This window comes from Planctomycetia bacterium (assembly GCA_016795155.1).
GTDB lineage: Bacteria > Planctomycetota > Planctomycetia > Gemmatales > HRBIN36 > JAEUIE01.
In genome coordinates this window covers 79,371-105,341 of the sequence record JAEUIE010000005.1, presented here as the reverse complement: position 1 = coordinate 105,341, position 25,971 = coordinate 79,371, and the positions used below count along the sequence as shown (strand labels likewise).

The 25,971-nt window shown below is 49.7% G+C and carries 23 protein-coding genes and 1 tRNA gene; 11 read left to right on the top strand and 13 right to left on the bottom strand.

Features of this window, described 5'->3' with window-relative positions:
- Nucleotides 1-114: 114 nt before the first annotated feature.
- The gene (locus JNJ77_02530) at nt 115-1,959 is read right to left on the bottom strand and encodes a sulfatase-like hydrolase/transferase (protein MBL8821435.1); all 1,845 of its coding nucleotides are present in this window, start codon (nt 1,957-1,959) and stop codon (nt 115-117) included.
- 362 nt (nt 1,960-2,321) lie between these two features.
- Here JNJ77_02530 and JNJ77_02525 point away from each other — a divergent pair, with 362 nt between their 5' ends.
- Both JNJ77_02525 and JNJ77_02520 read left to right on the top strand, forming a co-directional pair.
- Entirely contained in the window at nt 2,322-3,815 is a 1,494-nt protein-coding gene (locus JNJ77_02525; protein MBL8821434.1) for a carboxypeptidase M32, read from the top strand.
- A gap of 98 nt (nt 3,816-3,913) precedes the next feature.
- The gene (locus tag JNJ77_02520) at nt 3,914-4,600 is read left to right on the top strand and encodes a PilZ domain-containing protein (GenBank protein MBL8821433.1); all 687 of its coding nucleotides are present in this window, start codon (nt 3,914-3,916) and stop codon (nt 4,598-4,600) included.
- An 88-nt stretch (nt 4,601-4,688) separates the two neighbouring features.
- On the opposite strand, the gene JNJ77_02515 is transcribed toward JNJ77_02520, so the two are convergent.
- The 3 genes from JNJ77_02515 to JNJ77_02505 all read right to left on the bottom strand — a co-directional run bounded on the left by JNJ77_02515 (nt 4,689) and on the right by JNJ77_02505 (nt 8,487).
- Entirely contained in the window at nt 4,689-7,358 is a 2,670-nt protein-coding gene (locus JNJ77_02515; protein MBL8821432.1) for a serine/threonine protein kinase, read from the bottom strand.
- A 245-nt stretch (nt 7,359-7,603) separates the two neighbouring features.
- Entirely contained in the window at nt 7,604-7,972 is a 369-nt protein-coding gene (locus JNJ77_02510) for a hypothetical protein (protein MBL8821431.1), read from the bottom strand.
- A gap of 86 nt (nt 7,973-8,058) precedes the next feature.
- Entirely contained in the window at nt 8,059-8,487 is a 429-nt protein-coding gene (locus JNJ77_02505) for a TIGR03067 domain-containing protein (protein MBL8821430.1), read from the bottom strand.
- 242 nt (nt 8,488-8,729) lie between these two features.
- Here JNJ77_02505 and JNJ77_02500 point away from each other — a divergent pair, with 242 nt between their 5' ends.
- Together JNJ77_02500 and JNJ77_02495 are read left to right on the top strand one after the other, a co-directional pair.
- Complete coding sequence (locus JNJ77_02500; protein MBL8821429.1) at nt 8,730-9,923, top strand: hypothetical protein; 1,194 nt, start codon at nt 8,730-8,732, stop codon at nt 9,921-9,923.
- A 109-nt stretch (nt 9,924-10,032) separates the two neighbouring features.
- Entirely contained in the window at nt 10,033-11,094 is a 1,062-nt protein-coding gene (locus JNJ77_02495) for a peptidylprolyl isomerase (GenBank protein ID MBL8821428.1), read from the top strand.
- A gap of 59 nt (nt 11,095-11,153) precedes the next feature.
- On the opposite strand, the gene JNJ77_02490 is transcribed toward JNJ77_02495, so the two are convergent.
- The 6 genes from JNJ77_02490 to JNJ77_02465 all read right to left on the bottom strand — a co-directional run bounded on the left by JNJ77_02490 (nt 11,154) and on the right by JNJ77_02465 (nt 14,927).
- The gene (locus JNJ77_02490; GenBank protein MBL8821427.1) at nt 11,154-12,773 is read right to left on the bottom strand and encodes a cyanophycinase; all 1,620 of its coding nucleotides are present in this window, start codon (nt 12,771-12,773) and stop codon (nt 11,154-11,156) included.
- Between the two features lie 88 nt (nt 12,774-12,861).
- Nucleotides 12,862-13,164, bottom strand: coding sequence for a hypothetical protein (locus JNJ77_02485; protein MBL8821426.1), 303 nt, complete (start codon nt 13,162-13,164; stop codon nt 12,862-12,864).
- A 39-nt stretch (nt 13,165-13,203) separates the two neighbouring features.
- On the bottom strand, nt 13,204-14,013 hold the full coding sequence (locus JNJ77_02480; GenBank protein ID MBL8821425.1) for a redoxin domain-containing protein: 810 nt from the start codon (nt 14,011-14,013) through the stop codon (nt 13,204-13,206).
- A 137-nt stretch (nt 14,014-14,150) separates the two neighbouring features.
- Entirely contained in the window at nt 14,151-14,486 is a 336-nt protein-coding gene (locus tag JNJ77_02475) for a hypothetical protein (protein MBL8821424.1), read from the bottom strand.
- Between the two features lie 54 nt (nt 14,487-14,540).
- A complete protein-coding gene (locus JNJ77_02470; GenBank protein ID MBL8821423.1) occupies nt 14,541-14,717 on the bottom strand; it encodes a hypothetical protein in 177 nt (58 codons plus the stop codon).
- A 112-nt stretch (nt 14,718-14,829) separates the two neighbouring features.
- Nucleotides 14,830-14,927 (bottom strand) — tRNA-Sec (locus JNJ77_02465).
- A gap of 319 nt (nt 14,928-15,246) precedes the next feature.
- On the opposite strand from JNJ77_02465, the gene JNJ77_02460 reads away from it, so the two are divergent.
- The 4 genes from JNJ77_02460 to rho all read left to right on the top strand — a co-directional run bounded on the left by JNJ77_02460 (nt 15,247) and on the right by rho (nt 20,037).
- Entirely contained in the window at nt 15,247-15,840 is a 594-nt protein-coding gene (locus JNJ77_02460; GenBank protein ID MBL8821422.1) for an isoprenylcysteine carboxylmethyltransferase family protein, read from the top strand.
- A 167-nt stretch (nt 15,841-16,007) separates the two neighbouring features.
- Nucleotides 16,008-17,234: a molybdopterin-dependent oxidoreductase gene (locus JNJ77_02455; protein ID MBL8821421.1), complete on the top strand. Its 1,227-nt coding sequence runs from the start codon at nt 16,008-16,010 to the stop codon at nt 17,232-17,234.
- A 627-nt stretch (nt 17,235-17,861) separates the two neighbouring features.
- Nucleotides 17,862-18,575, top strand: a complete 714-nt coding sequence (gene thyX / locus JNJ77_02450) for an FAD-dependent thymidylate synthase (protein MBL8821420.1) — start codon at nt 17,862-17,864, stop codon at nt 18,573-18,575.
- Entirely contained in the window at nt 18,544-20,037 is a 1,494-nt protein-coding gene (gene rho, locus JNJ77_02445; GenBank protein MBL8821419.1) for a transcription termination factor Rho, read from the top strand. The genes thyX and rho overlap by 32 nt, the downstream gene beginning before the upstream one ends.
- A 400-nt stretch (nt 20,038-20,437) precedes the next feature.
- On the opposite strand, the gene rdgB is transcribed toward rho, so the two are convergent.
- The 3 genes from rdgB to JNJ77_02430 are packed head-to-tail and all read right to left on the bottom strand — an operon-like array spanning nt 20,438 to nt 22,714.
- Nucleotides 20,438-21,040 carry an RdgB/HAM1 family non-canonical purine NTP pyrophosphatase gene (gene rdgB / locus JNJ77_02440; protein MBL8821418.1) on the bottom strand — a complete coding sequence of 201 codons (603 nt, stop codon included), beginning with the start codon at nt 21,038-21,040 and terminating at the stop codon, nt 20,438-20,440.
- A 7-nt stretch (nt 21,041-21,047) separates the two neighbouring features.
- On the bottom strand, nt 21,048-22,088 hold the full coding sequence (locus JNJ77_02435) for a hypothetical protein (GenBank protein ID MBL8821417.1): 1,041 nt from the start codon (nt 22,086-22,088) through the stop codon (nt 21,048-21,050).
- Nucleotides 22,089-22,111: 23 nt separating this feature from the next.
- Nucleotides 22,112-22,714 (bottom strand): sigma-70 family RNA polymerase sigma factor, encoded by a 603-nt coding sequence (locus JNJ77_02430; GenBank protein MBL8821416.1) that lies wholly within the window; start codon nt 22,712-22,714, stop codon nt 22,112-22,114.
- A 363-nt stretch (nt 22,715-23,077) separates the two neighbouring features.
- Here JNJ77_02430 and JNJ77_02425 point away from each other — a divergent pair, with 363 nt between their 5' ends.
- The 3 genes from JNJ77_02425 to JNJ77_02415 all read left to right on the top strand — a co-directional run bounded on the left by JNJ77_02425 (nt 23,078) and on the right by JNJ77_02415 (nt 25,920).
- On the top strand, nt 23,078-23,758 hold the full coding sequence (locus tag JNJ77_02425) for an OmpH family outer membrane protein (GenBank protein ID MBL8821415.1): 681 nt from the start codon (nt 23,078-23,080) through the stop codon (nt 23,756-23,758).
- Nucleotides 23,759-23,851: 93 nt separating this feature from the next.
- Complete coding sequence (locus JNJ77_02420) at nt 23,852-24,766, top strand: UDP-3-O-acyl-N-acetylglucosamine deacetylase (protein MBL8821414.1); 915 nt, start codon at nt 23,852-23,854, stop codon at nt 24,764-24,766.
- A gap of 56 nt (nt 24,767-24,822) precedes the next feature.
- Complete coding sequence (locus tag JNJ77_02415) at nt 24,823-25,920, top strand: Gfo/Idh/MocA family oxidoreductase (protein MBL8821413.1); 1,098 nt, start codon at nt 24,823-24,825, stop codon at nt 25,918-25,920.
- The last annotated feature ends 51 nt before the right edge of the window (nt 25,921-25,971 follow it).

Genomic DNA, 25,971 nt, shown 5'->3' with positions numbered 1-25,971 from the left:
TGGTTTGCTTGCATTGTTTTTGGCTAATGGGCTGGGTTTTGTGTATAGCTCTGCCCCATGCCCACAAATTGCAAGTGTTCTCATCTGGGTAAACAACGCTATGCACAAGAAAGGCTATTGCTTCTCTTTCATGCCCTTGAGCGTTACTCGCCGCAAGTCCATTACGCCGAAGCCGGGCTTGGTCTTCGCTCGTATCGTCAGAACGTGACTTCCAGCATCCAGCTTTACTGTGCCTATCGTGATGGGTACAAACCGCTGAAAATGTCCCGTCTCTTTCACGGTGTGTGTCAGCGTATGGCCGTTTATTTGAACTTCGATCATTGCTCCGCCACTGCCCTTGCCTGCTGCCTGCAACAGTTCAACAGCGAATACGCCAGGTTTACCAATACTAGTCTTCCATTCCACCCAATCGTTCATATTCGCCCAGTAACCAATCGTGTCCTTGTGAGGCTCCGGCTCATGTCGCAGTTTCTCGCCATGAATGATCGCATCTTTCGGGTGAAGCATGACGACGCCAGCTCCCTTGATCGCATCTTTTTTCAGAGCAGCGTTCAAGGCCTGCCGCCAGCTTTCGAGTTGCCTGCTGGTCTCGCCCGATTTGGCTGCTGGTTTCAACAAGCTGACATCAGTCACTTCATAGAGTTGCCTCCAGGCAGAGTGGTTGAAGTCGGGATTGGGTAGATTCGGCTGTGCTCCCACCTCGCGCCGCCACTTCTCAAGTTTGCCTCGCATCTCTGCAACCCGGCCTGGCTCCTTGTCGCTCACATCGGTTGTCTCACCAATGTCCATTTCCAGATTGAAGAGCTCCAGTTGACCATTCTCGTAGTGCTCGATCAGTTTCCAATTGCCTTCGCGAATCGCTCCACAAGGTCGGCTGCCTTGATTCATGTAGTGAGGCTGATGCCAATAGAGTGGACGGGCTGCCGGTGCTTTGTTCTGGGTGAGCAGTTCATATAAGTTGATGCCATCAAGAACTCTTTTTACATCAGGTTCGCCAACTATCTCCATCAGCGTCGGAGTCCAATCAGTGCTGATCACCGGCACATCGCTGACACTGCCTGCCTTCACCATCCCAGGCCAGCGAACAATCAAAGGCACGCGAATGCCCCCTTCATAGAGAAATCCTTTGCCAGCCCGGAACGGCGTGTTGTGCGTTGGCGTCTGCCCACCTTCCAGTACATGCAAGCCGCCATTATCGGAAGTAAAGATAACGATGGTGTTCTTGCTGAGTCCCAGTGCATCCAGCTTCTCCATGATGCGACCAATGCTTTCATCCAGTGTTTCAATCATGGCTGCATACGTCGGATTGAATGTATCTGCAAACTTCTTGACCCGATCAGGCTGCGCTCCCAACGGTATGTGAGGATTGTTGTGGCACATGTAAAGAAAAAAAGGTTTCGCCTGATGCTGTTCGAGAAAGTGCTCAGCAGCTTGTGTTAAATCAAACTCACCTTTGCCACCCTCGTTATTCGATGGCGTTGTCGTCGCCTGGCCGGGATAGTAGACGTCGAAGCCTTGTTCAACAGGATTGCGGACAAGGTGCCATTTGCCGATGCAGGCGGAAGTGTAACCGATGCCTTTCAGGGTGTTTGCCAGCGTTTTGTATGAATTGGGAATTTGCTGGTTGATAACGGGATGGAGTAACATCTGCGATGAAGCGTCGCCTCGACCGGGAAGGAAGGTAGTAATGTTCAATCTAGCCGGTGTGTAGCCAGTCAGGATCGCGGCCCGCGTAGGCGAACAGACCGACTGTGCCGCATAAGCACTGGTGAATCGCATACCCTCTGCAGCCAGCTTATCCAGGTTCGGCGTAGCGTGTTCCTTTCGGCCATAGCAATGTAAATCGTTGATACCCAGGTCATCTGCCAGTATGAAGACGATGTTCACTGACTTGGTCTGTGCCAACAAGACGTCAGGCACCAATATCAACAACAGCACAACCAAACAGCGAATCACCATGCCTCAAGCTCCACAAGTTCAGTCGTAGTTTACACAATGAAGAAGCGAATACCGAAGGAAATGTCAACGGGCTTGGTTGCTGATAACTGTCTCAGATAGTCTCAAAAATTATTGATCATTGCATTTGAACATACCAATTGATTATCTTTGAAGTGGAGTATAGGGTTGAAGAACAACGAATTTGTTCACTACTGTACACACCGCGCGCACGGGGCGCTGCAGGTGGCCGATGTTATTAAAAATAAACGACTTATGGCAATATCACCCATTTGCAGTACTAAAAAGAGTAGACAAAGCGATCCAGTCGATTGATCGAAACAGAACCATTCCACCCGGAACTGAATTCATCTAGCGAGTTGAATATGACTGCATATCAAAAGCTCTGTCAGCGAGAACGTGAACGAGCCACCCTGGCATCAGCAGGCAGTTTACTGGGTTGGGATGAGCGTACTTACCTTCCACCTAAAGGGCAAGCGTTTCGGGGCGATCAACTGGCACTCATTGCCAAGCTGTGTCACGAGCAATTGATCAACAAGCAGACTGGTGATTTACTTGAGCAGGCAGAAGCTGAGAACCTGAACGACGCAGAACGTGCCAACGTCAAAGGCATTCGCCGACTGTATGATCGTGCCATCAAAATGCCTACCGACCTGGTGGTAGCACTCGCGAAAGCAACTTCAGCCGGCCAGAATGCCTGGGAACCGGCAAAACATCAGAATGATTTTGCCAGCTTCAAGCCATATCTGGAAACCATTATCCATCTTAAAAGGGAAGAAGCCCAGACAGTTGGCTATGCAGATCACCCTTATGATGCTCTGGTCGATGAGTTCGAACCTGGCGCACGCACCAGTGATCTAAAGCAACTCTTTCAGCAACTTCAGGAACAACTCGTTCCACTCATTGCTGCCATCGCCAGCAGTGGCATTCAGGCACCGTCCGAAATCCTGGAACGGAGTTACCCTGTCGAGAAACAGCGGGAATTGTCTGAACAGATTGCTGAACAATTAGGCTTTGATCGCCAGGCCGGTCGCCTCGATGTGACTGTACATCCATTCTGTTCCGGTATTGGACCAGGGGACGTTCGCATTACCACTCGCTTCAATGAACATGCTTTCAACGAAGCATTCTTCGGCACCTTGCACGAAACCGGGCATGGCATTTACGAACAGAATCTGCCTGCGGAGCACTTCGGCACAGCGCTGGGCACCGCCTGCTCGCTGGGTATTCATGAAAGCCAATCGCGCTGGTGGGAGAATTTTGTAGGCCGCAGTCTGCCTTTCTGGAATGCCAACTGGAGCAAAGTCCAGAACACTTTCCAATCCACCCTGAAAGATGTCACGCTGGAACAGTTCTATGCCGCCATCAATGATGTCCGCCCTTCCTTCATCCGCATTGAAGCGGATGAGGCGACCTATAATCTGCACATCATCTTGCGGTTTGAACTGGAACAGGCGCTGCTGACCGGCGACTTGAAAGTGCAGGATTTGCCTGCCACTTGGAATGATCGCTTCAAGACGATGTTCGGATTGACTGTTCCGAGCGACAGCATGGGCTGCCTGCAGGATGTCCATTGGAGCGCAGGCTTGATTGGCTATTTCCCTACTTACACACTGGGCAATTTATATGCAGCCCAGTTCCTGGTGCAGGCCGAGAAAGACATGCCTGAACTGTATCAACAGATTGAAAAAAATCAGTTTAGGCCAATGAAAAACTGGCTGGTGGAAAAGATTCATCGACATGGCCAACGCTACTCTGCCAGTGAACTGTGCCTGAACATCACAGGCAAGCCATTATCACACCATGCATTAATTAACTACCTCCGCAGCAGGTTTTCGCCTTTATATGGGTTAAAATGATGATTTTACGCCTTTGATTTGCATTGAAATTTCAGCAGATGGCATGGAAATTATGCTACAGTGTAATGTTATTTTGATTCAGCAACAGGTTTCCGTTCATGGCCCATTCGAGTTCATCGCCGGTTCCCCCTTCACAGGAACGTCGCAAACAGCCCCGACTTCAAACTCAGTTAACAGCCCTGGTTGAAGCTACCGAGGGTGAAACTGCACGGTTCACTGCTCAAATTGTGGAAGTTTCGGAACTGGGCATGCGGTTCAACCTCCGCCATCGTTATCAGGAAGGTAATACGATTCGCATTGATCTTCCCAATGCCGAACTGGGGCCGGTAACTACTGTGCTGGCATGTGTCATGCATGCTCAACAGCAGAAAGATGGGCTTTGGACAACAGGCTGCCAGTTTTGTACCGAGCTGGATGAAGATGATCTGGTGGAACTGGGCGTACGCCGCCGGCTCTCCATGGCTCCCGTGAAGTCAGATCAACGACAGCATCCGCGAATTCCTATCAAAGCCCAGGTGCATTACCGCGATTTGAATACTGCCAATGCGCCACTCCTTGCTGGCGAGGTGATCAATGTTTCACCCATGGGTATTGGTCTGCGTGCGAAGGAATCACTGAAACCAGGCACCCTGCTCGATCTGCAGTTGGTGGGAGATAACGGAAAGAAGCTCTTCGATATCCTGGCATGCATTGTCTATCGACACTTGAATCCCGAAGGCGACTTTAACCTAGGCTGCAATTTCATTCGTGAATTAACGGATGATGAACTGAAAACGATGGAATGATGATTACTCATACGCCATCGGTATTCTTGGCATCACCGGGCTTTACTTCAGTGAATTCGCAGTACTCGAACGGTGGTTCAGAACACGATTATTGTTTCTTTATCGCATCGAATTCTGCTTGCCACTTAGCAGCAATCTCCTTCTTACCAGCCTTTTCGCAGGCAGCCGTCAGATATTGCAGAGTGTAAATGGCATCGGTGAGCTTGGCGTCCTTCGATTTCAAATGAACTTTCAGCATGTGCTCCCAAAGCGGCAAGGCATCGTCATAACGCTTGGCTGCTTCGTATACAAAGGCCAAGTCATGCAATGTAGCAAGATAAAGTGAGTGCTCCAGACCGAGCTTCTTTCCGATAGCGTCACGGTTTTGCTCGCAAAGAAGAATGGTCTGAGGTGTCGGCGGTGGGCAGTCAGACTTGCGTGTTGTCCATGCAAGTTTGCTCCGCGATGAAGAGGTTATGACATGCTCTGCGCCATGTTTCGACATACCTGATTTCATCGTGTTCTCAAACAACACCACCGCGTCAGTCATCTTTCCGACTGTCTCGTAGCATTCTGCAAGATGAAGTGTAGCCCACAGAGTGTCAAGGTGATCATCACCAAGTTTCGTTTTCCTTAACTTTAGCGTTTCTTCGTAGAGTGGTTGAGCAAGATCATTTTTTCCGGCAGTCAAATAGCCCGCTGCAAGATTGTTCATAGTGGTGAGGGTATAGTGATGAGTCGGACCGAGTTTCGCTTTCATTAGCTTCAGTGAATCTTCGTAGAGAGGCAGAGCGAGATCAAGTTTTCCGACTGCTCGATATACCCCTGCTAGATTGTTCATGCCGTGAGCGATGTCGATATGATCATTCCCAAGATTCGCTTTTCTTAGCTTCAGTATTTCCTCAAAGATTGGTAGAGCGAGATCAAGTTTTCCAGCTGCTTGGTAACCCCCTGCCAGATAGCTCATGATATTGAAGGTAGCGGGGTGATCTGGCCCATGTTTCGCTTTATGTAGCTTTAGTGTTTCCTCGTAGAGCGGCAGTGCTAGATCATGTTTTCCTGCTGCTCCGTAAACTACTGCCATAAAGAGCATAGTATGGAAGGTATCGGGGTGATCGGGACCGAGTTTCACTTTTCTTAACCTCAGTATTTCTTCGCAGGTTGGCAGTGCGAGATCAAGTTTTCCGACATCCCGATATCCTTGTGCCAGATTGTTCATGGTGGTGAGGGTAATGGGATGATCAGGGCCGAGATTCGCCTTTCGCACTTCCATTGATCGTCGAAATAACGAGATAGCTATTTCCGCCTCACCCAATCCCAGAAACGACACACCGAGCGTGTTTTGCATCTCAGCCAGCGCGAGAGGATCATTGATGCCGGATTCGTCCAGTTTCTTCGCGGCATCCAGCAAGTACGTTTTCAAGGCAATTCTCAACTCGGCAACCGTTTCGTAGTTCACTTCCGGATTGAGATGGGCGAACACCGAACCGAGGATTTCGTTGCCCTTCATGGCATAGTCAAGATTCGTTTCCGCTTCGATTCGTCGGGCTTCCGCCTGGTTTTTCGCAGCATTTTCAGACTTGAGTGCTTCATCCTTCGCCTTAGTTTCCGCTTTCGCAAGTTCTTCCTGCTTCTTCGCCTCCAGCAGGCCAATCGTCGTTCCTGCGATACCGGCAAGCAACGTGACAGCCAGCGCACCGGCAGCAAGCACCGGCCAGCGATAACGACGAAGGAACTTCTTCAGCCGATAGCCCGTGCTGGGCGGAACGGCCAGTACCGGTTCTCCCGCCAGATGCCGCTGCACATCCATGGCGAAACCGTTCGCGGTTTCATACCGGCGGTTGCGATCCTTCTCCAGCGACTTCAGCACGATCCAATCAAGTTCGCCGCGAACCTGACCGGTCAGGCGTTTTGGTTCCGTGCCACGGTTGGCGGCAACGCTTGGCAAAGCATCGGATGAACTGAGCCGCTGGCTGGGCCTGGGGGCATCTGATTCGCGAATGAGCCGCTTCATCTCGTCCCAGGCAGCTTGTTTCAGTTGCCGACGTTCCAGAGGCGTGGTGCCCGTCAGCAGTTCATACAGAATCACGCCGAGCGAATAGATGTCGGTGCGGGTATCGACGTCGAGAGCGTTGATGCCGACCTGTTCTGGAGCCATGTAGAGAGGCGTGCCGACCATCGTGCCGAAAGCGGTGTGCAGCGTCATGTCTGTCAACGCCGCGGCGCCGTGCAGCGCTTTCGCCAGGCCAAAGTCGATGACCTTGGGCACAGGCTTCCCATCATGTTCGGTAACAAGGATGTTTCCCGGCTTCAGGTCGCGGTGAATGATCCCCTTTTGATGGGCGTGTTGCACGGCCTGGCAAATGTCGGCAAAGAGTTTCAGCCGTTCGGGCACGCTCAGTCGCCGGCTGTCGCAATACTCGGTGAGGGGAAGCCCCTTGACGAGTTCCATGACGAAGAACGGTCGGCCTTGTTCCGTTGTCCCGCCGTCGAGAATGCGGGCGACGTTGGGATGATCCATGACCGCCAGCGCCTGTCGCTCAGCTTCGAAACGGGCCAGTACGGATCGCGTATCCATGCCGGACTTGATGAGCTTGATCGCAACAAGCCGCTTGACAGGTTCACGCTGCTCAGCCATCCAGACGCTGCCCATGCCGCCTTCACCTACCTGTTCGAGCAGCTTGTATTTTCCCGCAACAATGGTCCCCGCCGATTCAAATGCCGATACGAAAGCTTCTGTGCGTGGCAGCTCGGCATTCGGGTGGGGCTGATCGTTCATGGAAACAGTCCTTTGAAACGTTCAACTATTTCAACAGCAAAAAAAGATGTGTCGAGAGGAAAATTTCACAAAAACTGTGAATTGACCAAACCTATACATTGCAATGGAGGAGAGTATTTGCACGTCGAATTTCGATGAGTTGAGGGCATAACTCGTGGCACGAAATGCTCATCAATCTTCTAGACACCCAAACCATGGTATCCGATCCGCTTGAATTACAAAGTGCGGGTACTTTGTGAGAACTCTTACTTAACGCCTTTCACTGCAACCAGATATTTAACGATCTGATCCTGCAAGGGTTCATCGATTTTGGCGCCATAGACTGTCACCATTTTCTTGACTACTTCTTTCCATTTCGATTCAGGCAAATCGGGCTGCGTCATCGTCAAGCGAGGCGAGTGACAAGCATTACAGTTGAATACAAACTCATCACGATATGCCTTCACTGGCAATACTGGCTCACGGGGCGTGAGGTCATTGGGATCATTAAAGGGTTCAACTGCCTGCGCACGCGGTTCACCTGGTGGTATCAGACTGTTCATCCACATGCCAAATCCGAATGCTATCGCCAGTGAGATCACCACGCCAGCCACGATTGAACCAGTTGTTTTCATGCCCAGCTCCCACTGTAAATTAAGCGATACCATTCCAATACATACGATGGATAGTCAACAGACTATCCATCGTATAAGGTTTCGAATTACTTCTTTTTCTTGAGCACAAACAGGAATGCTTCCTTGCCATCGAATTTCTTGGGACGATCGTCGCCCATCGGGTGGTAGCAGAGTTTGAATTCATCGCCTTCCAAGCTGACGATACCCTTGGCTTTCATACCAGCTCCAAAGGGGCTTTCGGTCATTTCCAGATCAATCGAAGCCGGGCTGGTCTTGCCATCAACGGTAAACTTGAATTTGAAAGTCTGTCCCATGTTGTTCAGGGTCATGACGTCCTTGACAATTTCAAACTCGGCCTTCTTCATATCGTCGCCAGCTTCAGCGCCGTTCTTCATGCCTGAAACAAAGGTCCATTTACCTTCCAATTGCTTGGCATCGAGAGGTTTCTTGTCATCTGCAGAAACCAGACAGCAACAGAACAATACCATCAAACCGGTACACAGCAATCGCATCATGACATGACTCCATAGAGAGAAAGGAGAATGAGATTTGTTGAGCAGCCTGAGTAAGTCAGCAAAAATAACTATGCGGTGAGCTGGCACGGTTAGCGTAAGTTCATGCAAACCGTGGCACCCAACTCGCATGACTTCCTGCTTGAACAGACAGTAGCCACCAGTGTGCAAGCATTCTATGAATCGGTCATTGACATGGAGAGGGTATCAAACGATAACTGAAAAATCATCATGAGAGTACAAACATGTTCCTGTATCTGCTTACCATTTTTCTGACATTTACCCAGCAACAACCCGACCGGGCAGCACACTGGAAGGAAGATTTAGCCACCTTCAGCAGCCAGTTGAAGAGCAAGCATATCAAGCCTTTCACCAAAATGACAGAAGCAGAGTTTGATCGTGCAGTGCAGGACATTGACCCAGCCAGGCTGACCGATCAGCAGATTGTCATGAAACTCTGGCAGATCATGAGCCAGATTGGCGACAGCCATTCGCGAGTAAATCCTTCGCGTAAGATCCCTTTTACCCAGTACCCTATTGCTTTTATTTACCTCACCGATGGTTGGTATGTATTTGCGGTGGATCAAGCCTATACCCGCATTCTGCAGTCAAAATTACTCAGAATAGGCAATACACCTGTTGAGGATGCCTGCAGTAAACTCAGCACACTCATCGCCAGCGAGAACCCCTCGCAGACAGAGAATCAGTTGAAACGACTTTTGCAGATGACAGAACCGCTTCACTTTTCAGGACTGGTGGAAAAACCTGAAGCAGCTAATTTCACGCTGTTGACAACTGACAATCAGGAAGAAACAGTTACTCTTGCACCGATTACGAAAGGCCCTGCGAAATGGGTATACGCTATCAAACCGCAAACCTGGCCTGACCACTTGAAGGAACGTCGTCCACAACATGGTTTCACCTGGCTCGATAACAATCTTTACATCTGGTATGACCGATGTGCCGAATTCCCTAACTACCCCATCAAGAAATGGACACAGGATATTCTCACGCAGATCAATGACAAGAAACCAGACCGGGTCATCATTGATTTACGACGCAATGGTGGTGGCAGTTCCTCGTTGCTGGAACCGCTCATTAACAGCCTGGCTAAACTTCCCATTAATAACAAGGAATCCCTCTTCGTTTTGATTGGGCCTGCTACTTTCTCTTCTGCATTGATGAATGCCTATCATTTTCATTCTCGCACCAAAGCCACCTTGGCTGGACAACCTACCGGTGGCTCTCCCAACCACTTTGGAGAAGTGAAGAGCTTTATCCTGCCCCATTCTCAATGCATCGTTCAGTATTCAACTAAGTACTTCAAAATGACCAACGAGAATGCACATACGCTCAATCCAGATCGCTTGATAACACCGACCGTCAAAGGATATTTCGCAGATCGAGATGAAGTTCTGGAAGCTGTCCTCAAACAATAGTGGAATTGTTCTCATAAATTGGAAGTCCGCTAGATTACCGGAATCACTTCGGCTTTCCCTAACATTGCATATCTGCTATAGATTCGAGCGTTCGCAAGGAGGCAGAATCATGTTCGGGTTACGTACATTCACCATTATGACACTAGGCATTGTCGGCTGGGTTCCGACCTGGCTGCTGGCACAGGATACTGGCAGCAATCCGCCACCCATCATCCAGGCATCGACCACAGGTACAGCAGCAACCGTCAATGGCGAGATCATTACCGAGGCAGCACTTCAGCGAGAACTCAAATTCGCTGCCCCGCAGGATGCATCCAAGCTGCGTGCTTCGATATTGAACAATCTCATCGATATGACGTTGATTGATCAATATTTGCGTGCCACCAAAGTGGAAGCAAGCCCCACTGAAATCGAAGCTCGTTTCCAGAAAATGCAGGAAGAAGCCAAAAAAGAAGGGCAGATGGACTTGAAGCAGCTTCTGGAAAAGCTGGGGGTCACAGAAGTTGAGCTTCGCACCATGCTTACCGCAGACCTTCGCTGGGAGAACTTTGTCAAAGCACAGGCTGACGATGCTAAGCTGGAACAATTCTTCAATGGCAACAAAGTGATGTTCGATGGCACCGAAGTGCATGGCCGACATATTCTGTTGGCAGTAAAAGCTGATGCACCTGCAACCGAAAAGCAGGCTGCTGCAGCCAAGCTGAAAGAATACAAAGCTGAAATCGTAAAACGGGCCAATGAATTGGCAGCCAAGATCGATTCTAATGCTGATACTGTCACTAAATCGAAAGCGACAATTGACGCTACGGAAAATGCTTTTGCTGAAGTGGCCACCAGAGTTTCCGAATGCCCATCCAAGAAGAATGGCGGCGATCTGGGCTTCTTCCCTCGCATCGGCGTGATGGTCGAAGGTTTTTCCGCCACCGCTTTTTCACTGGAACCGGGCACCATCAGTGAAGTAATTGAAACACAGTTTGGCTACCACGTCATTCTGTGCGTTGAACGCAAAGCCGGGCAGGATGTGAAATTTGCTGATCAGAAGGAACAGGTCAAGGAAGTGTATGGCGAGCGACTGAAGTTAGTGATGGTACCTCAATTGCGACAGAGAGCACAGATTGTCATTACCCCGACGGGACCCAGCGAAGCCATCAACGCTCCCACCGGTAAGTAATCTGCATTTCCGGAATCGCCCAGCCTCAACAGGCGTTAAAACCTGTTGAGGTTTTTTCATTATGGTTGCGTTATCTTCTGCCCGGATTGCAAGTCAAACGATTCTCCGGAACGTACTGAAATGAAGTCCTTATCGTCTTGAGGTATATGCGGATAGAAGCAGACTCGATTTCGACCGATAATCTCTGCCTTGTGGCCTTGAACAACGAGTGCTGTCCCTTCATCAATACCGATGCCCAAGTATTGCGGATAAGTCTTCTTGAATTGAAACATATCTTTGAAGCGGTTGCGTTGCGTGAAATGTTGATCGATGCCAACTCCCGGAAGAAATGCGAACCCCTTTTCATATCCCTCGCACATCATGTCCTGTGGCCCGAGTGGATTGCCTCGGCAAAGATATTCGCCTTGAATGGTAGCACCAGCAGAACTGCCACCAATCACGCCACCCCGTTTCAGTACGCCATGAAGTTTGTCCAGGAATGGTGTACCTTCATAGGCATCCACAAAACGCCACTGCCTGCCTCCATCGAACCAGACTGCATGGGCTTCATCGAGTAAAGCCAGTGCTTTGGGATCATTGACAGCATCCCTGCTGCGTCCCGGCAGAATGTGCACATCCTTAACTCCAGCCCGTTTCAGAAACTGTCCCGAACCAGCCGGAATGGGATCAGGCATGGATATAGGTAACACGACAAAAGTCTTATCCTTACCCCCAGCAAGCTGGATGAATCGTTCCACGATATCGACGGGCATGCCGCCTCCACCAACTATCACCAATGAACCAGATGGTACGTCTGGCTTCTTCACGACAGGATGAATCCTGGCTGGTTCCTGACGCTGGAATACGATTCGCCGCCATGTGGTTAAATCACTGACATCCTGATTCTTCAGAACAGTTCGTTTCAACGGGCGTTCCGTATTCCCAGAAACCAAAAAAGTGGCGGTTGAATTGCCCAGCACACTCAGCGCTCTCCCCTGCACTACCAGAGCAGTTGCTTCATCAATCCCGATTCCCACATGCGAAGGATACCTCTTCAACACACCCAATAATCGTGGCTCACGTTTTCTCGCTATGAAATGCTGGTCGATGACCACACCTGGCAGCAAATCCATGCCACTGGCCAATTCTGCTTGCTGTGCGGTGCCCCCTGCAATCATCAGTTTGCTCATGATGACTGCACCGGCGGACGTTCCCCAAATCACCCCACCCCGGTTTAACAATGCCTTCAGTTCCTTCTCTACCAGTGTTCCGGAGTAGGTTTCCGACAAGCGGCGCTGGTCGCCACCACTGATCCAGACTGCAGTTGCTCGGCGCAGCGGCTCGACAAACGCTACTTCGTTGGCCCGGCTGCGATTGCGAGTGTGCAGCATGGTAATATCGTTGATGTTCAGATCCTTCCATCGCTCCATCCATCCTGTCGGCTTCTCGGCGACTGCACTGGCGGTGGGGATAATGACCAGCTTGGTATTCTCTCCACCTGACCACTTCAGAAACAAATCTGTCAGTGCTTGGGGAGTAGAACCTCCACCCTGAATGATCAATTTGCCTTTTCCAATGCCTTCAGCTGCGATGGGAGTTGGCGTTACCACCTCGAGTGGTAATTGATCCGGTGATTCAGCAATTGTCCAACTGATCAGGACAATCAGGCAGATAGCCAATACAGAAGGCACAATCTTCATGGCAACATTCCTTCATCTGACTACCAACACAAACAGGTTACCGGAGATAACCGGTAACCTGCAATGATTGCTTATCTACCGCTTTCGATCACTTGCTTTCGCCTTTGGCATCTTTCTCGGCCTCGGCTACCAGCTTATCGAGGAATTCATCAATCTGCTTTTCGCTACGCAGATTCTTCTGCCTGATGATTCCCTTGTGATCGATGTAGTACAAGGTAGGCCAGCCGGTAACATTCCACTTGCTGGGAATTTCACCACTGGTTCCTTTTTCCCCACACCAGAAAGAACGCCAGGTAATCTGCTGCCGTTCGTTTTCCTTTTTGAGGAATTCCTTGTCAGTATCGCTGTTCACTCCAATCAAGGCAAAAGGCTTGCCTTCCATCCGCTTCACGAGCGACCGCTCGTGTGGGAACATGGCTACGCAAGGGCCTCACCAATGCCCCCAGAAATCGAGCATGACCACCTTGCCACGGTAATCGCTCAGTTTGAACTTGTTACCGTCGGTGTCTACGCCTTCAATTTCAGGAACTTCCTTACCTATCTGCAGATGACGCACTTCGAAGAGATTTGCCTCGGCTCGCTCGCCAAGAGTACCCCGAAAGTATTTCACATCCTTGTAATCACTCACGACTTTTTCGAACAGCTTTTCCGCTTCCTGCGGATTGTTGCGCATCTTCATGCTGGCTAGCGTAAAGGTTGCATTGCCTTTGGCGTCGCGGTTGGGATTTTTTTCTATGATGGCATTCAGCAATGCCTCCATATCTTTTGACGCTGGTGCTCTGCTCAATCGAATAACGATATCGCCAATCTTGGGATTCGTGGCATGGTGTTCTACCAGCACTTTAATAATGTCAGGTTTTAACATGGGTGGGCCATTGTTAATAATGGCCAGGATTGCTTCAAATCCCAATGGTGTGGTTGGTTCTGCCTTGGCCAGTACCTCAGCTGATTTGAGTAATTCCTGTGATGCCTTGTTACGGGCCTGGTACACGTCATTCAGCTCTTTGTTCTGTAATGACAGGCGTTCTTTTTTTTTCTGCAGCTCAGTAACTACCTTATCCATGGCTTTGCTGGCTTCTTCATGAGCTTTTTTGGCTGCAGTAAATGCCGCAGCTGGGGATTGAGCAGCCTTGCTGTCTTGAGCGGGCGGATCCTTTTGGGGCGGATCATCCGCCCAGGCGATTGCAGTTGCCCAGCCCAAGAACAACACCAAGGCTGTTCCTGGCAGGTTGTTTCTCATCTGTTGCTCTCCTCCCGAAGAATTGGGGAACCGGATGGCTACATCTTAACAGGCAATCATGGATATACAATCATCAAACACTGACACCACTGAGATTTCTCAGTGGTGTGCAATGGGGCTATTAAGGAAAAGAAAGGTTATTTCTTTTCAGGTGCAGCGTTCAGATTGCTGAAATCTTTCACAACCGCGTCAATGTCGGATGTGGCGAACTTCTCAAAGGCATGATTCTTCTGGACTTTTCGCTTTACATAAAGCAGGGCTGTTACTGAAGCATCTTTGGAAAGGTTATAGCCTTCAGGTCCCTTACTGCCATCCAACCCCAGATGGATATTCTTCAGTTTGTTGTCCGTCTTGAACTTCTCGATCTTATCTTTCATGTCATCTTCATCTGAAGTGAAGATTACCACGGCATTCAACTTACCTTTACCTGCTTTTGCAACTTCCGCATCCAACTTCCGGGCCAGACCGGCCACGGCATCGTTCGTCTCGCGTGCGAAGACGAGTGCGACGGGTTTGCCACCCAGCTGTCAGACAAAACAGCTTTCCTTGCCATTCTTGGCAGGCGTATCAACGTTGGAAATATTCAGTGGGAAGAACGAAGATACCCCCTTGCCTGGCTGAGGGCCTGACTTCACATCGCCTGCGATAACTATCGTGGCATACACTGCCAAGGTTATCAGCGAGGCACCAAATGCTCGCTTCATTCTGGTACTCCTCGTACGAGAGATAGAGACTAAGAAATTCAAGGCTTTCCGGCCTTCTTTCAGTTAGTTATATCGACAGATAACCACATCTTTAAGCGGGTCAAGTGATTTCTGGCGGGAGCGTATGGGAATCGAACCCACCGATGACTTTCTTCAAGACACCCTCTGGTTTTGAAGACCAGGGCCCGCACCAGCGGCACACACGCTCCCCTGCTTCCAAAAATACATAATAACTGGCTTATTTACGGACTTTTTCGATTGTAGGCGATTGTTGCAATTCAGTCCATGATCGTTATTGGATTTCATCCGCTCTCACAAGGGTGATGCTTCAAAACCATTCAACAACGACTGATTAAATCATTCTTAACGATGAAACGGATAGCAAGGCAAACAGGTTTTCCATCGTATCTCGAGTTTTCTGCTTTGAGTTATCAATTCTGTGATGTGAACCGATAACCGTTAATGAACCATTCTTGGCCTTCCCTTCGAATGTTGAGTTTCCGGTTCACATCATTGCAGGGAAGCACCCATGAATATCGACACTAGTCATCCCGCAGTTCTGCCTTGCATCGTCGGCTTTTTTGTGCTTCTGCGCGAAGGCTCGTTGTTGATCACGAAATTCACACAGATGAATACTGTCAAACGAGCTGACCGGTCTACGCTGTCATCCATCTGGATCACGATTCTTCTTAGCCTGTTCGTCGCCAGCCCTTTTCCATTCCTGCGTGAACAGATGGAAACTCTGGCATTTCCACTCAGCCGCAATGGTGTGATAGCTGTATTTGGAGTGTTGATTGCAGGCATCAGTTTGCGCTGGTGGGCCATTCATTGCCTGGGCCGCTTTTTCACTGTCAATGTTGCAGTTCATTCCAACCATAAAGTGATCAATACAGGCCCTTACATGCTGCTCCGGCACCCATCATACACTGGCCTTCTTCTGGAATTTCTCGCACTGGCACTCGCTTACCAGAATCTTATCAGCCTGATGATCATCATGGTTCCAAGCACGTACATCATGCTTCGTCGCATCCGACACGAAGAACGCGTTTTGAAACGTGCACTGGGCGAACCATATCGTGTTTATCTGAAGAAGACTTACTCGCTGCTTCCATTCGTCTATTAAGCAGGCACTGACCTCGTACTGGATTACTGCCGAGGTTCTTACCTCGGCATTTTGTTTTGCGCAGCAAGGTTCAAATGCATTTTGTTGAAATGCGGTGTTGAAATTTCTTGCAGAGATGAGACAACATACTGGTAAGAACACTCCGAAGATCTGGAGCCTGCATCAGCATGGAACCCTCCTCTCCGCAATCTGTTACCCGACGCGATTGGCTCGTTACTTCATCCATGGGTGGAATTGCATTCCTGGCTGGCTGTGCTCAAAAGCAGGCTGCTGTCTCACCCAGCAACACCCGGACCAGAGTAGATGCACCTTACGATCAAATGCTGCAATTCCCAGGCAAAGTACCCATGCGGGCCATTAACGACAGGCCGCCTTGCCTGGAAACTCCTTGGGAATACTTCAAGCACGATATCACACCGAACAATGCGTTCTATGTTCGTTGGCATCTGCAGACTATTCCAACGATCAACGAACAGTCATGGAAATTGAAAGTAAATGGACATGTCGATAAGCCACTTGAGTTATCTCTGGCAGAAATTCGCAAACTGCCATCTCACAGTGTTGTCGCGGTGAATCAGTGTTCTGGCAATTCCCGCGGGTTATTTGAACCACGCATTCCTGGCGCCCAGTGGATTAATGGTGCCATGGGAAACGCCAAATGGACTGGAGCTAAGCTGTCGGAAGTACTCAAATTGGCGGGAATCAAAGCGAATGCAGTTGAGGTATCTTTCGCAGGATTGGACAAAGGTGGACCGGAAACCGTACCCGATTACATCAAATCGATTCCTCTTACCGAAGCTAACAAAGATCACGTGATTCTTGCCTATGACATGAATAACAGCCCCTTGCCTGCATTGAATGGCTTCCCACTACGCCTAATTGTTCCAGGCTGGTTTGCGACATACTGGGTGAAATGCCTGGGAGAAATCAAAGTCCTTTATAAGCCTTATGATGGGTACTGGATGCAGAAGGCTTATCGCATCCCCAAGGCTGGCCTGGTTGATAAACCGGGTGACCTGGCCAAGGAAACCATACCCATTCACAAAATGGTGGTTCGTTCATTTTTTGTCATGCCTGCCAATCTCAATGAAATTAAGAAAGGGCAGTCAGTCAAGTTGGAAGGCATTGCGTTTGACGGTGGGTCTGGAATCAAACAAGTCGATGTCTCTGATGACGGTGGCAAATCATGGAAATCAGCAACTTTAGGGCCTGATCTGGGTAGCTACTCCTTCCGTCGTTGGAGCCTCGATTGGCAAGCTTCCAATACCGGCGATCATACCTTTATGGTCAAAGCCACGAGTCAGGCTGGTGAAACGCAACCGATGACAGCAGGTTGGAACCGTGCAGGCTATTTAAGGAACGTGATTGAAACCTGTAAAATCAAGGTAGTTTGATCGAACCTGGAAGAAGTATCGAAATAATTCAGATGATTTTCACCAAACTTCCAGGAACATCTCTTGACGGAACAGGCTTTGAACCTTACTGTTCACATAGGTCATATGAATATTGCTTTCATGACCAGTTCCCGTGTAGTTGCCTGCCCCTTAGATTTGTCGAACTAGCCACACTTACCAAGCTGAAACGACAAATGAATTGAAAAGGGTATTTGTTTGTCACACGGGTAAAGGATGTTGACAGTAAGCCTGCTTACAGTAACTGCAGCATCATTTCCACATGCAAGGAGTACCAACCCTTGCGACTAACTGGAAACAATGGTTCTTGAGTCCCTTTGCTCTACATTCTGCGACTGAATTAACCGTTAGCGGTATGCAGTTGCGTATTGCTTGAAAGAGAACGATGAGTTGATTTGAATCGATTGAATCTTGCTCAAACAGCAGATTCTTATCCTGCGATTGTATTAATCGCAAGTCTTAGTTTTTTGTTGCAACCTGATTGATTACTTTATGTGCAAAAGGTTGCAATGTATTTGATGCAGGTGTTATCTGAGTACTGATTCTTTTCGCATAATTCGTGATCCAGTCGTATACCTCGTTGGCAGGCAATCGATTTCGTCGGATGAGATGGAACGATTCCTGGCAGACCATGAGGTGAATACCTGGAGCACTGATTCCAGCATCGCTGGTGAAAAACTCTGCGAAGTTGCTGGCCGTGTCTGCTACATGAGCTTTGCCAAGCCACGACCAGGTGGAAACCAGGCATACTTGAAACACATCCTTGAGGTGGGGCATGGTTCTGTCCTGGAGCATGGTACATGGAATTTTATCTTCACAGGCATTAATCGTGCGGTTACGCATGAACTGATCCGCCACCGTGCAGGCTGGGCTTATTCACAATTGAGCCAGCGCTATGTCGATGAATCCATCGCAGAATACGTTGAACCCGACTGTATTGCCAACGATCCGGAGTTGCATGAACTCTGGGTTAAGACGATTAAAACAACACATGCAGCGTATGTGGAACTGGCTGAGAAGCTGACAGCACGATTTGCCAGCGAACCTGATAAAACACTTCGTCGCAAATTAGCACGACAGGCGGCACGATCTGTGCTACCGAATGCAACCGAAACCAAGATCTTCGTGACTGCCAACACCCGAGCCTTACGGCATTTCATCGAAATGCGCGGGAGCAGGCATGCTGATGTCGAGATACGCAAGCTCGCCATTGCAGTTCTGAAAGTCATGCAGCGCGAAGCACCAAATTTGTTTGGGGATTATGAACTCACTACATTACCGGACGGAACACATGAGGCCAGCACACCATACCGAAAGGTCTGATGGTTACCCCCCACGCCAAGGCGGCGGTGGCGGTGGTCATTACGGACGCCGAGGACAAGGTGGTCAAGGGTATGGACACGGTCGTGGCCAAGGTGGTCAGGGTGGCCAGGGCTACGGTCAGGGACAACGTCGCCAGGGCGGCGGTGGTCGCTACCAGCAACAGGGCGGCTACGGCCAGGGCCAGGGTGGCAACGGTCGATACGGCCACCAGGGACACAATCAGCGCCGCTATCATCAGAACCCGGGCAACATCCCCCGCTCTGCTGCAGACCTTGCCGCTCCACCTATGCCAGGAGTAGACGTCCCCGGAGAAGAGCAGCTACTTGCTCCTGCTACACCATCCGTTGTTCCGCTAACAACTTTTACCGGCATCCTGGAACTGCACCCCAAGGGTTACGGCTTTCTCCGCCAACTCAAGCGCCACATGATGGCTCAAATGGGAGACCCCTATGTGGGCAATCATCTGGTTGAGCGATTCCATCTACCTGCCGGTGTGCTGATCGAAGGCACGCTGGAACCCGGTCCACCAGGCTCCATGGGCCCACGTCTTCGAAGCATAGAAAAGATTGAAGGCCAGCCGGCTGCTCCCATTCAACATCGGGACTTTGAAACGCTGACACCTATCGATCCTGAACAGTGGATTCGACTGGAAACCAATACCGAACCTATTACGACGCGCATACTGGATATGCTCGCCCCGATTGGCAAAGGCCAGCGTGGTTTGATTGTAGCCCCGCCACGCTCGGGCAAAACCATTCTGTTGCAGCATATTGCCCAGGCAGTTGCCACCAACTTCCCTGAAATGCACATCATGGTGGTTCTGGTAGACGAACGCCCTGAAGAAGTGACCGATATGAGTCGCTCGATTCGTGGCGAAGTCTGTGCCAGCAGTTCTGACCGGGAAACTATTCAGCACATTCGGATGGCTGAAACTGCCCTCAACCGAGCCAAATTCCTGGCGACACAAGGCAAGGACGTTTTCGTTCTGCTCGACAGCCTGACTCGACTGGCTCGTGCCTACAACAAGGAAAGTAATTCAGGCCGCACGATGACCGGCGGCGTTGACATCAAAGCTCTGGAAATACCCAAACGCCTGTTTGGTTCTGCCAGGGCTTTTGAAGAAGGTGGCTCACTGACTATCATGGGAACTGCCTTGATTGAAACAGGCTCCAAACAGGATGATGTGATCTTCCAGGAGTTCAAAGGCACAGGCAACATGGAAGTGGTTCTCGACCGCAAGTTGGCCGAGCGACGCATCTTCCCTGCTTTCGACATTGCCGCCTCTGGTACACGCAAGGAAGAACGAATTCTTCCTGCTGAAATGTACAAGCAGGTAACCATGCTCAGACGAACCGTTGCCAGCATGAAATCGGTTGATGCCATGATGATGCTGGTCGATAAACTACAGAAAACCAAAACTAACGCCGAGTTCCTTGAAAAAATGGGCAAGTCCGTGCGTTAGTTTGATATCAACTCTGCTTAAAAACAAACCGATGTAGCAAGCTACATCGGTTTTACTGCTTGATTGTCTGCCAACTAAAAATACTCGAACAGGTCGTGTAAACAAACGGGTTGAATGTTCAGCCGATCGTTTAATTTGCCAGCGATTATTCTTCTTCATACTTGTTTTCAGCGATACCTGCATCTCTTTTTCATTGCATTTCAGAATTTTCTGCACCATGTCGCCAACTTTGCGACTGGCAGTTTATGCTGAATACTTTTCTGAACCGTGTAGAATCGTATCGTCAACTTTAAGAATGACATTCCTCATCTTGATACCGTCAGATTATGATGTTGAAGCTGGCATCACTCGATCCGCATTTACGCCTTCTGGAGGTATCACTGCTGGTTATTCCCAGATACTAACGGCAAAGGTGCTGAATGATTGCAGATCTCATACTGTTCATGGCTTTGGCACGATGACTTAATGCAGACTTCACAATGGGAGCAAGTTCACCAAATGTCTTGTGATACTCAGGAATCAAAAATAATGGATCATAGCCAAATCCCTGACTTCCTGATGCAGATTCAACAATAACACCGTGGCATCTCGCTTCTGTTACTGCCCTGATTTCGCCTTGTGGATCACACAAAACCGCTACACAAATGTAATAGGCCTGTCGTTCAGACTCTGGGATGGCAGCAATTTTGCTGAGCAGCTTGGCATTGTTAGCGGCATCGTCCCCATGAACACCTGCATAGATGGCTGAATCGACACCAGGTTCATTGTTCAGAGCAGGTACTACCAGGCCACTGTCTTCGGCTAATGTCCATGCATGGGCGGCAGTTGCGACTCCTCTCGCCTTCAAGGACGCATTCGCAAGAAAGGTTCTACCTTCCTCAGCAATTTCCGGCACATTGTTGAGATCAGCAACTGGAACTAACTCCAATGGCAGATCAGCAAGCAGTGGCTTTATTTCAAGAATCTTTTTCTTGTTTCGAGTACCTATGACCAGTTGTGTCATGAATTAATCAATCGCCGTTAACAGGAGTAACTGGCAGATAAGGTCTGGCTTCCGAAGGCCCGAGAACGTAATCCTTGGCATCCAACCCTGCATTCTCCTGATTCCTCTTATTACGATAAATATCGTTGTCTTCACCATTGAGGGCATTTCGAGTCTTTTGGAATACTACTTGTCCGCCCAGTGTCAGCACGTTCTGCCCCCGATTTCCATGGTTGGGGCTGTTGGCAATGGTCCAACTGCTGCACTCTCCACAACGAGGCGCACGATCTGCTAGAATGGGGATATTGTCTCCATCCCCCAATCGAACTGGTTGAATTTGCAATTGCCCTGCCTGGTTCTGAAGGTAACCCATGTGGAAAGCATAGGTACCCCCTACTTTCTTCCAGTATGCCAACTCATCATCACCATGCTCTTGCAGTTCAACCAGCGTTTGTGGTAGCACGGCTTGCTTCGAAGTGCAATCCAGTCTCAAGCCTTCCCCCCACATCCCGGCCTCGCGCAAGATCGATGCAAAGGCACCAGCATGCGAAGTTGGCCCCGAAATCTTTAGAGAGGGAATTGAACCTTTATTTTCCGCATAACCTCTGAAGGAAGCATATATCTGCCGAAGATTATCACTGCATTCAATCTGCATGGCCCGGTCGCGAACGTATTGGATGACCGGTGGGATCGCCAAGCAGATCAGCATCACTACTGCAATCAGCGCCCATGCATCGGCCTTGCGCCAGTGAGATGCACTATGTTCGTATTCTGTAACCTTCCAGGGTTCCAGCTTAGGCAGTCTGGCTGATCCAAGAGTAATCGTTTTCGTAGAAGCCTCATTCGGAGCGGTGTTCTGTGTGCTTTCACTGGCCACTGCACGTAGTGTGCGGTACATCAGGTCAGCGGGCGGCTCAGGTACTTCCAGGGTATCCATTGCTGCCAGTAATGGTTTTAAACGCATGAGTTCCTGGCGTGCTGCAGGATGGGATTCGAGATATTCTTCCACTTCACGCAATTCCGGTGCGTCCAGCGTTTTCAAGACATACCCAGTCAAGTCAGGTTTCATAGTGTTGGAAAGCCTCGAATGGATCAAGCAGGTGATTCCACTACCAATAGAGCATCATGAAGTTTGCTCATGGCGGCATGCAATCGCGATTTCACGGTGCCCACGGGAATCTTCATGATGTCTGCAATAACCCGGTACTTCAGCCCCTGGTAATAAGCCAGGATTACGGTAAGCTTCAAATGTTCCGGCAACTGCTCAAGCGCCTGCGTTACTCGCATCCTTTGCTCGGCTAATTCCAATCCAGCGTAGGGGTCAGTTTCAGCAGATACCAGAGTATCCGCCCAAGTCTGATTATCACCTTCCGAACTAGATGCCATCTGCTCCAGACTGAGAGCCGATCGCCGATTGATTCGGCGAAGCATGTCAATAGCTTGGTGCGTTGCAATGGCATAGAGCCAAGGTCTTACTTTGCGACCTGCCTCAAACTGCCTGGCTTTCTGATACACCTGAATGAAGGTATTTTGAAATACATCCTCAGCCAGTGCATCCTGCCCCAGGTAGCGTCGCAGGTAAGCATAGATTTCCCGCTGAAATCGTTTGAGCAGTTCTCCGTATGCAGAAGTCTCACCCTGACAGAAACGAGCTAACAGAGCCTCATCGCTATCGTCGGGTGAAGTATCCAGAATAGGACGGGAATGCTTCACGAGTTCAATGCCTTCCTGTCCTTTGTTTTCTACGCTGCTTCATAGTCGAAGGTTTGATAGAAATGTTGTTCTTAAGCATTGTGAAGTTGACCAGTTAAAACGTCAATAGATTCAAAGTGCTTTGATTCTCATGAAATATGAGAAAACTATTCAATTGGCCTTGATTTTCCAGCCTGTACGACTCGACTTGACCCCTTTTGCCAACTGGGGTATAGCTACCAGCCGAAACAATGCACCGCGGGTCGGTGTCGGGGGTAGTGCTGGATCATGAGGATCCTGTATTTTCCTTCATCGTCAGGTTTTTTCCTGATGTGACTGGCCAGTGGGATTCAGGGAGGATTGAACGTGAGACGTATGTTTGTCTTGGCCTGTGGCCTGGCACTGCTCGGCTTGACACCTGCCTATACCCTGGCACAAAACAATACTGCACAACCTGCTCCCGTTACACCAGTGCGTGTCGGTTTCGTTAATATGCAGGAAACATTGAAGCTTTATCCACGATACAAGGCACTTCAGGATGAGCTGAAGAAAAAAGACGAAGAATTCATGGGTTTGGTGAAAAAGAAGCAGGAACGTGCTGACGCCCTGCAGAAAGAATACACCGCCAGCACCGATCAGAAGCGTAAAGACGCTATCGAACTGGAGTTGCGCGGAATCAAGATGGAAGTGGATACCATCGCTGCCGATGCCAAGAAGACTCTTGGCAAATACTTCGATGAAGAAGTAGCCAAGATTTATATCGAGTTTTATGGTGCAGTACAGGAAGTAGCCAAAGCACACGGCTTTGACATTGTGTGGCGCTACACTGAAGATTGGAACAAGGAAGAGTACAACAAGCCTGCGAATATCGTACGTCGCATGGCAGCCAACCCCATTTTCCCGATGTATTACGATCGTGATCGTTACGACATCACCTATCGTGTCGTGAATTATCTTTCGCAAAAGTACCCTGCTCCTGTCACCCAGACGGGTGGCACAGTACCAGCCGGTGGTGTAACTCCCGCTGCTGGTGGTGCTCAGAAGTAAAGTCGGAAGGTACTTTTGGCCGATCACTGCCGAAGAGAAGGCACCCGTCTGGCCACGTTGCCGGACGGGTGTTTGCCTAGGGGAGTTACAGGCATGTTGCATCAGGTAGGCTGGCGTTGGCAGCGAACGATTGAACAACCTGTTGTTGTTGAAGGTTTTGGCTATATCACCGGGCAATGGTCTCGCGTCCGGTTTCGACCTGGCCGACCTGGTACTGGCATTCTTTTTCAGCGCATTGATCTTCGCGACGCACCCATTGTGCCAGCCAAGATCGAGTATGTCACTGGTGCAAACCGTCGTACTATTATCGGCCATGCTCCTGCCCAGGTTGAACTCATTGAACATGTGATGGCTGCCCTGTCTGGTCTGAAGATAGATAACTGTATTGTTGAATTAACTGCTGCTGAACCTCCGGGACTGGATGGATCATCTCTCTGTTTTGTTGAAGCACTCACAGAAGAAGGTGGAATTCACATCCAGCGTGAGAGGCAACCCATCTACGGTGTATCCGAACCTATTACGGTTACTGATGGTCGTGCTACACTGACGCTTCACCCCAGTAACGAACCTGGGCTGACTATCAGCTACATACTCGATTACGGCCATCAAAGCCCTATCGGCTGTCATCGACATACCCAACGAATTACATCTGATCGATTTGTTAATGAACTGGCCATGTGCCGAACGTTCCTGACGACCGCAGAAGCCTCCACTATGCAGCAACTGGGCATCGGTGTGAACACCACTGCTGCCGATCTGCTGGTTTATGGCGAACGTGGCCCCATTGGTGGCAACATCGTTCGATATGCCAATGAACCAGCCCGACATAAGGCATTAGATATTCTCGGCGACATGGCCCTCTTCGCCGGTGATCTGGAAGGGCACATTGTCGGTTACAAATCTGGCCATGCACTCAATGCTGTGATGGTACGCCGACTGACCCAGGAACTGGCCATGCCACAGGCAACACCGACGGTTTCCATGCGGCCACTGCTGCGGGTTGCATGAAGAGATCGTCTACGTCCCAACAGTCAACCATGGAAGCGTTGACAAAGGATTGCACCATGAAACCAATTCGAGTGGCGGTAGCAGGAGTGGGAAGCCTTGGTCAGCACCATGCTCGTATCCTGGCTGGCATGTCGAATGTTACCCTTGTTGGTATTGTTGAGCCTAATGTAACACAAGCCGCCAGCATCGCTGAAAAATACCAGTGCAAAGTGTTTACCAGTGTCAAAGAGCTTAAAGGCCAGGTTGATGCAGTTTCCATAGTCACGCCAACACGCTTCCATTGCAGTACCGCAGTTGAACTACTCGCTGCAGGCATTCCCTGCATGGTGGAGAAACCGCTGGCTGGCACGATTCCGGAAGCCAAGCTGATCGTCAATGCCGCTAAGCGAGCCAATACCTTGCTTCAAGTGGGACATATTGAACGGTTCAATCCTGGGTTTACCACTGTTGAACAATCATGCCTGCGACCCAAATATATCGAAGCCCACCGGCTGGCCCCATTTTCAGGCCGAGGCCTGGATGTGGGTGTCGTCATGGATCTGATGATCCACGATCTCGATTTGGTTCTTTCGTTAGTGCGATCTCCTGTCGTATCTGTTGATGCCATTGGTGTCAGTGTCGTGGGTCAGCATGAGGACATTGCCAATGCTCGGATTCATTTTGCTAACGGTACAGTAGCAACTCTCACCGCCAGCCGTGTGCATACTCACGCAGTCCGCTCCATGATGCTTTTCGGATCGGAAGGGTTTGCAGGAATTGATTTCGGCAAAAAGAACTGCACTCTGGTTCAACCTACCATGTCTTTCCGCCATGGCGTGCCAGATGTTCGCAATCTTGATCCACAAAGCATGCAGCGATTCAAGGAAACGATGTTCAGCGACTACCTGCAAACATACGTTACGGATGAATCCAAACTGGATCAATTAACCGCAGAATTGTCTGATTTCATCCATTGTGTACGCACTGGCGAGGAGCCTAAAGTTACCGGTGAAGATGGCCTGGCTGCAGTAACTGTAGCTCATTCAATCCTGGCAAATATCTCCGCACACGACTGGGAAGGCAACAGCCAATTCCTGGGCGCCACCGATTTACCACCCTACGAAGGCTTGTTGTTCGAAAAGCAATCAACGAGTTCAGATAAACTGGCTGCTTAAACGAAACAGACTCCTGGAGTTAACCAGGAGCCTGCCATTTTGCTTCACCTG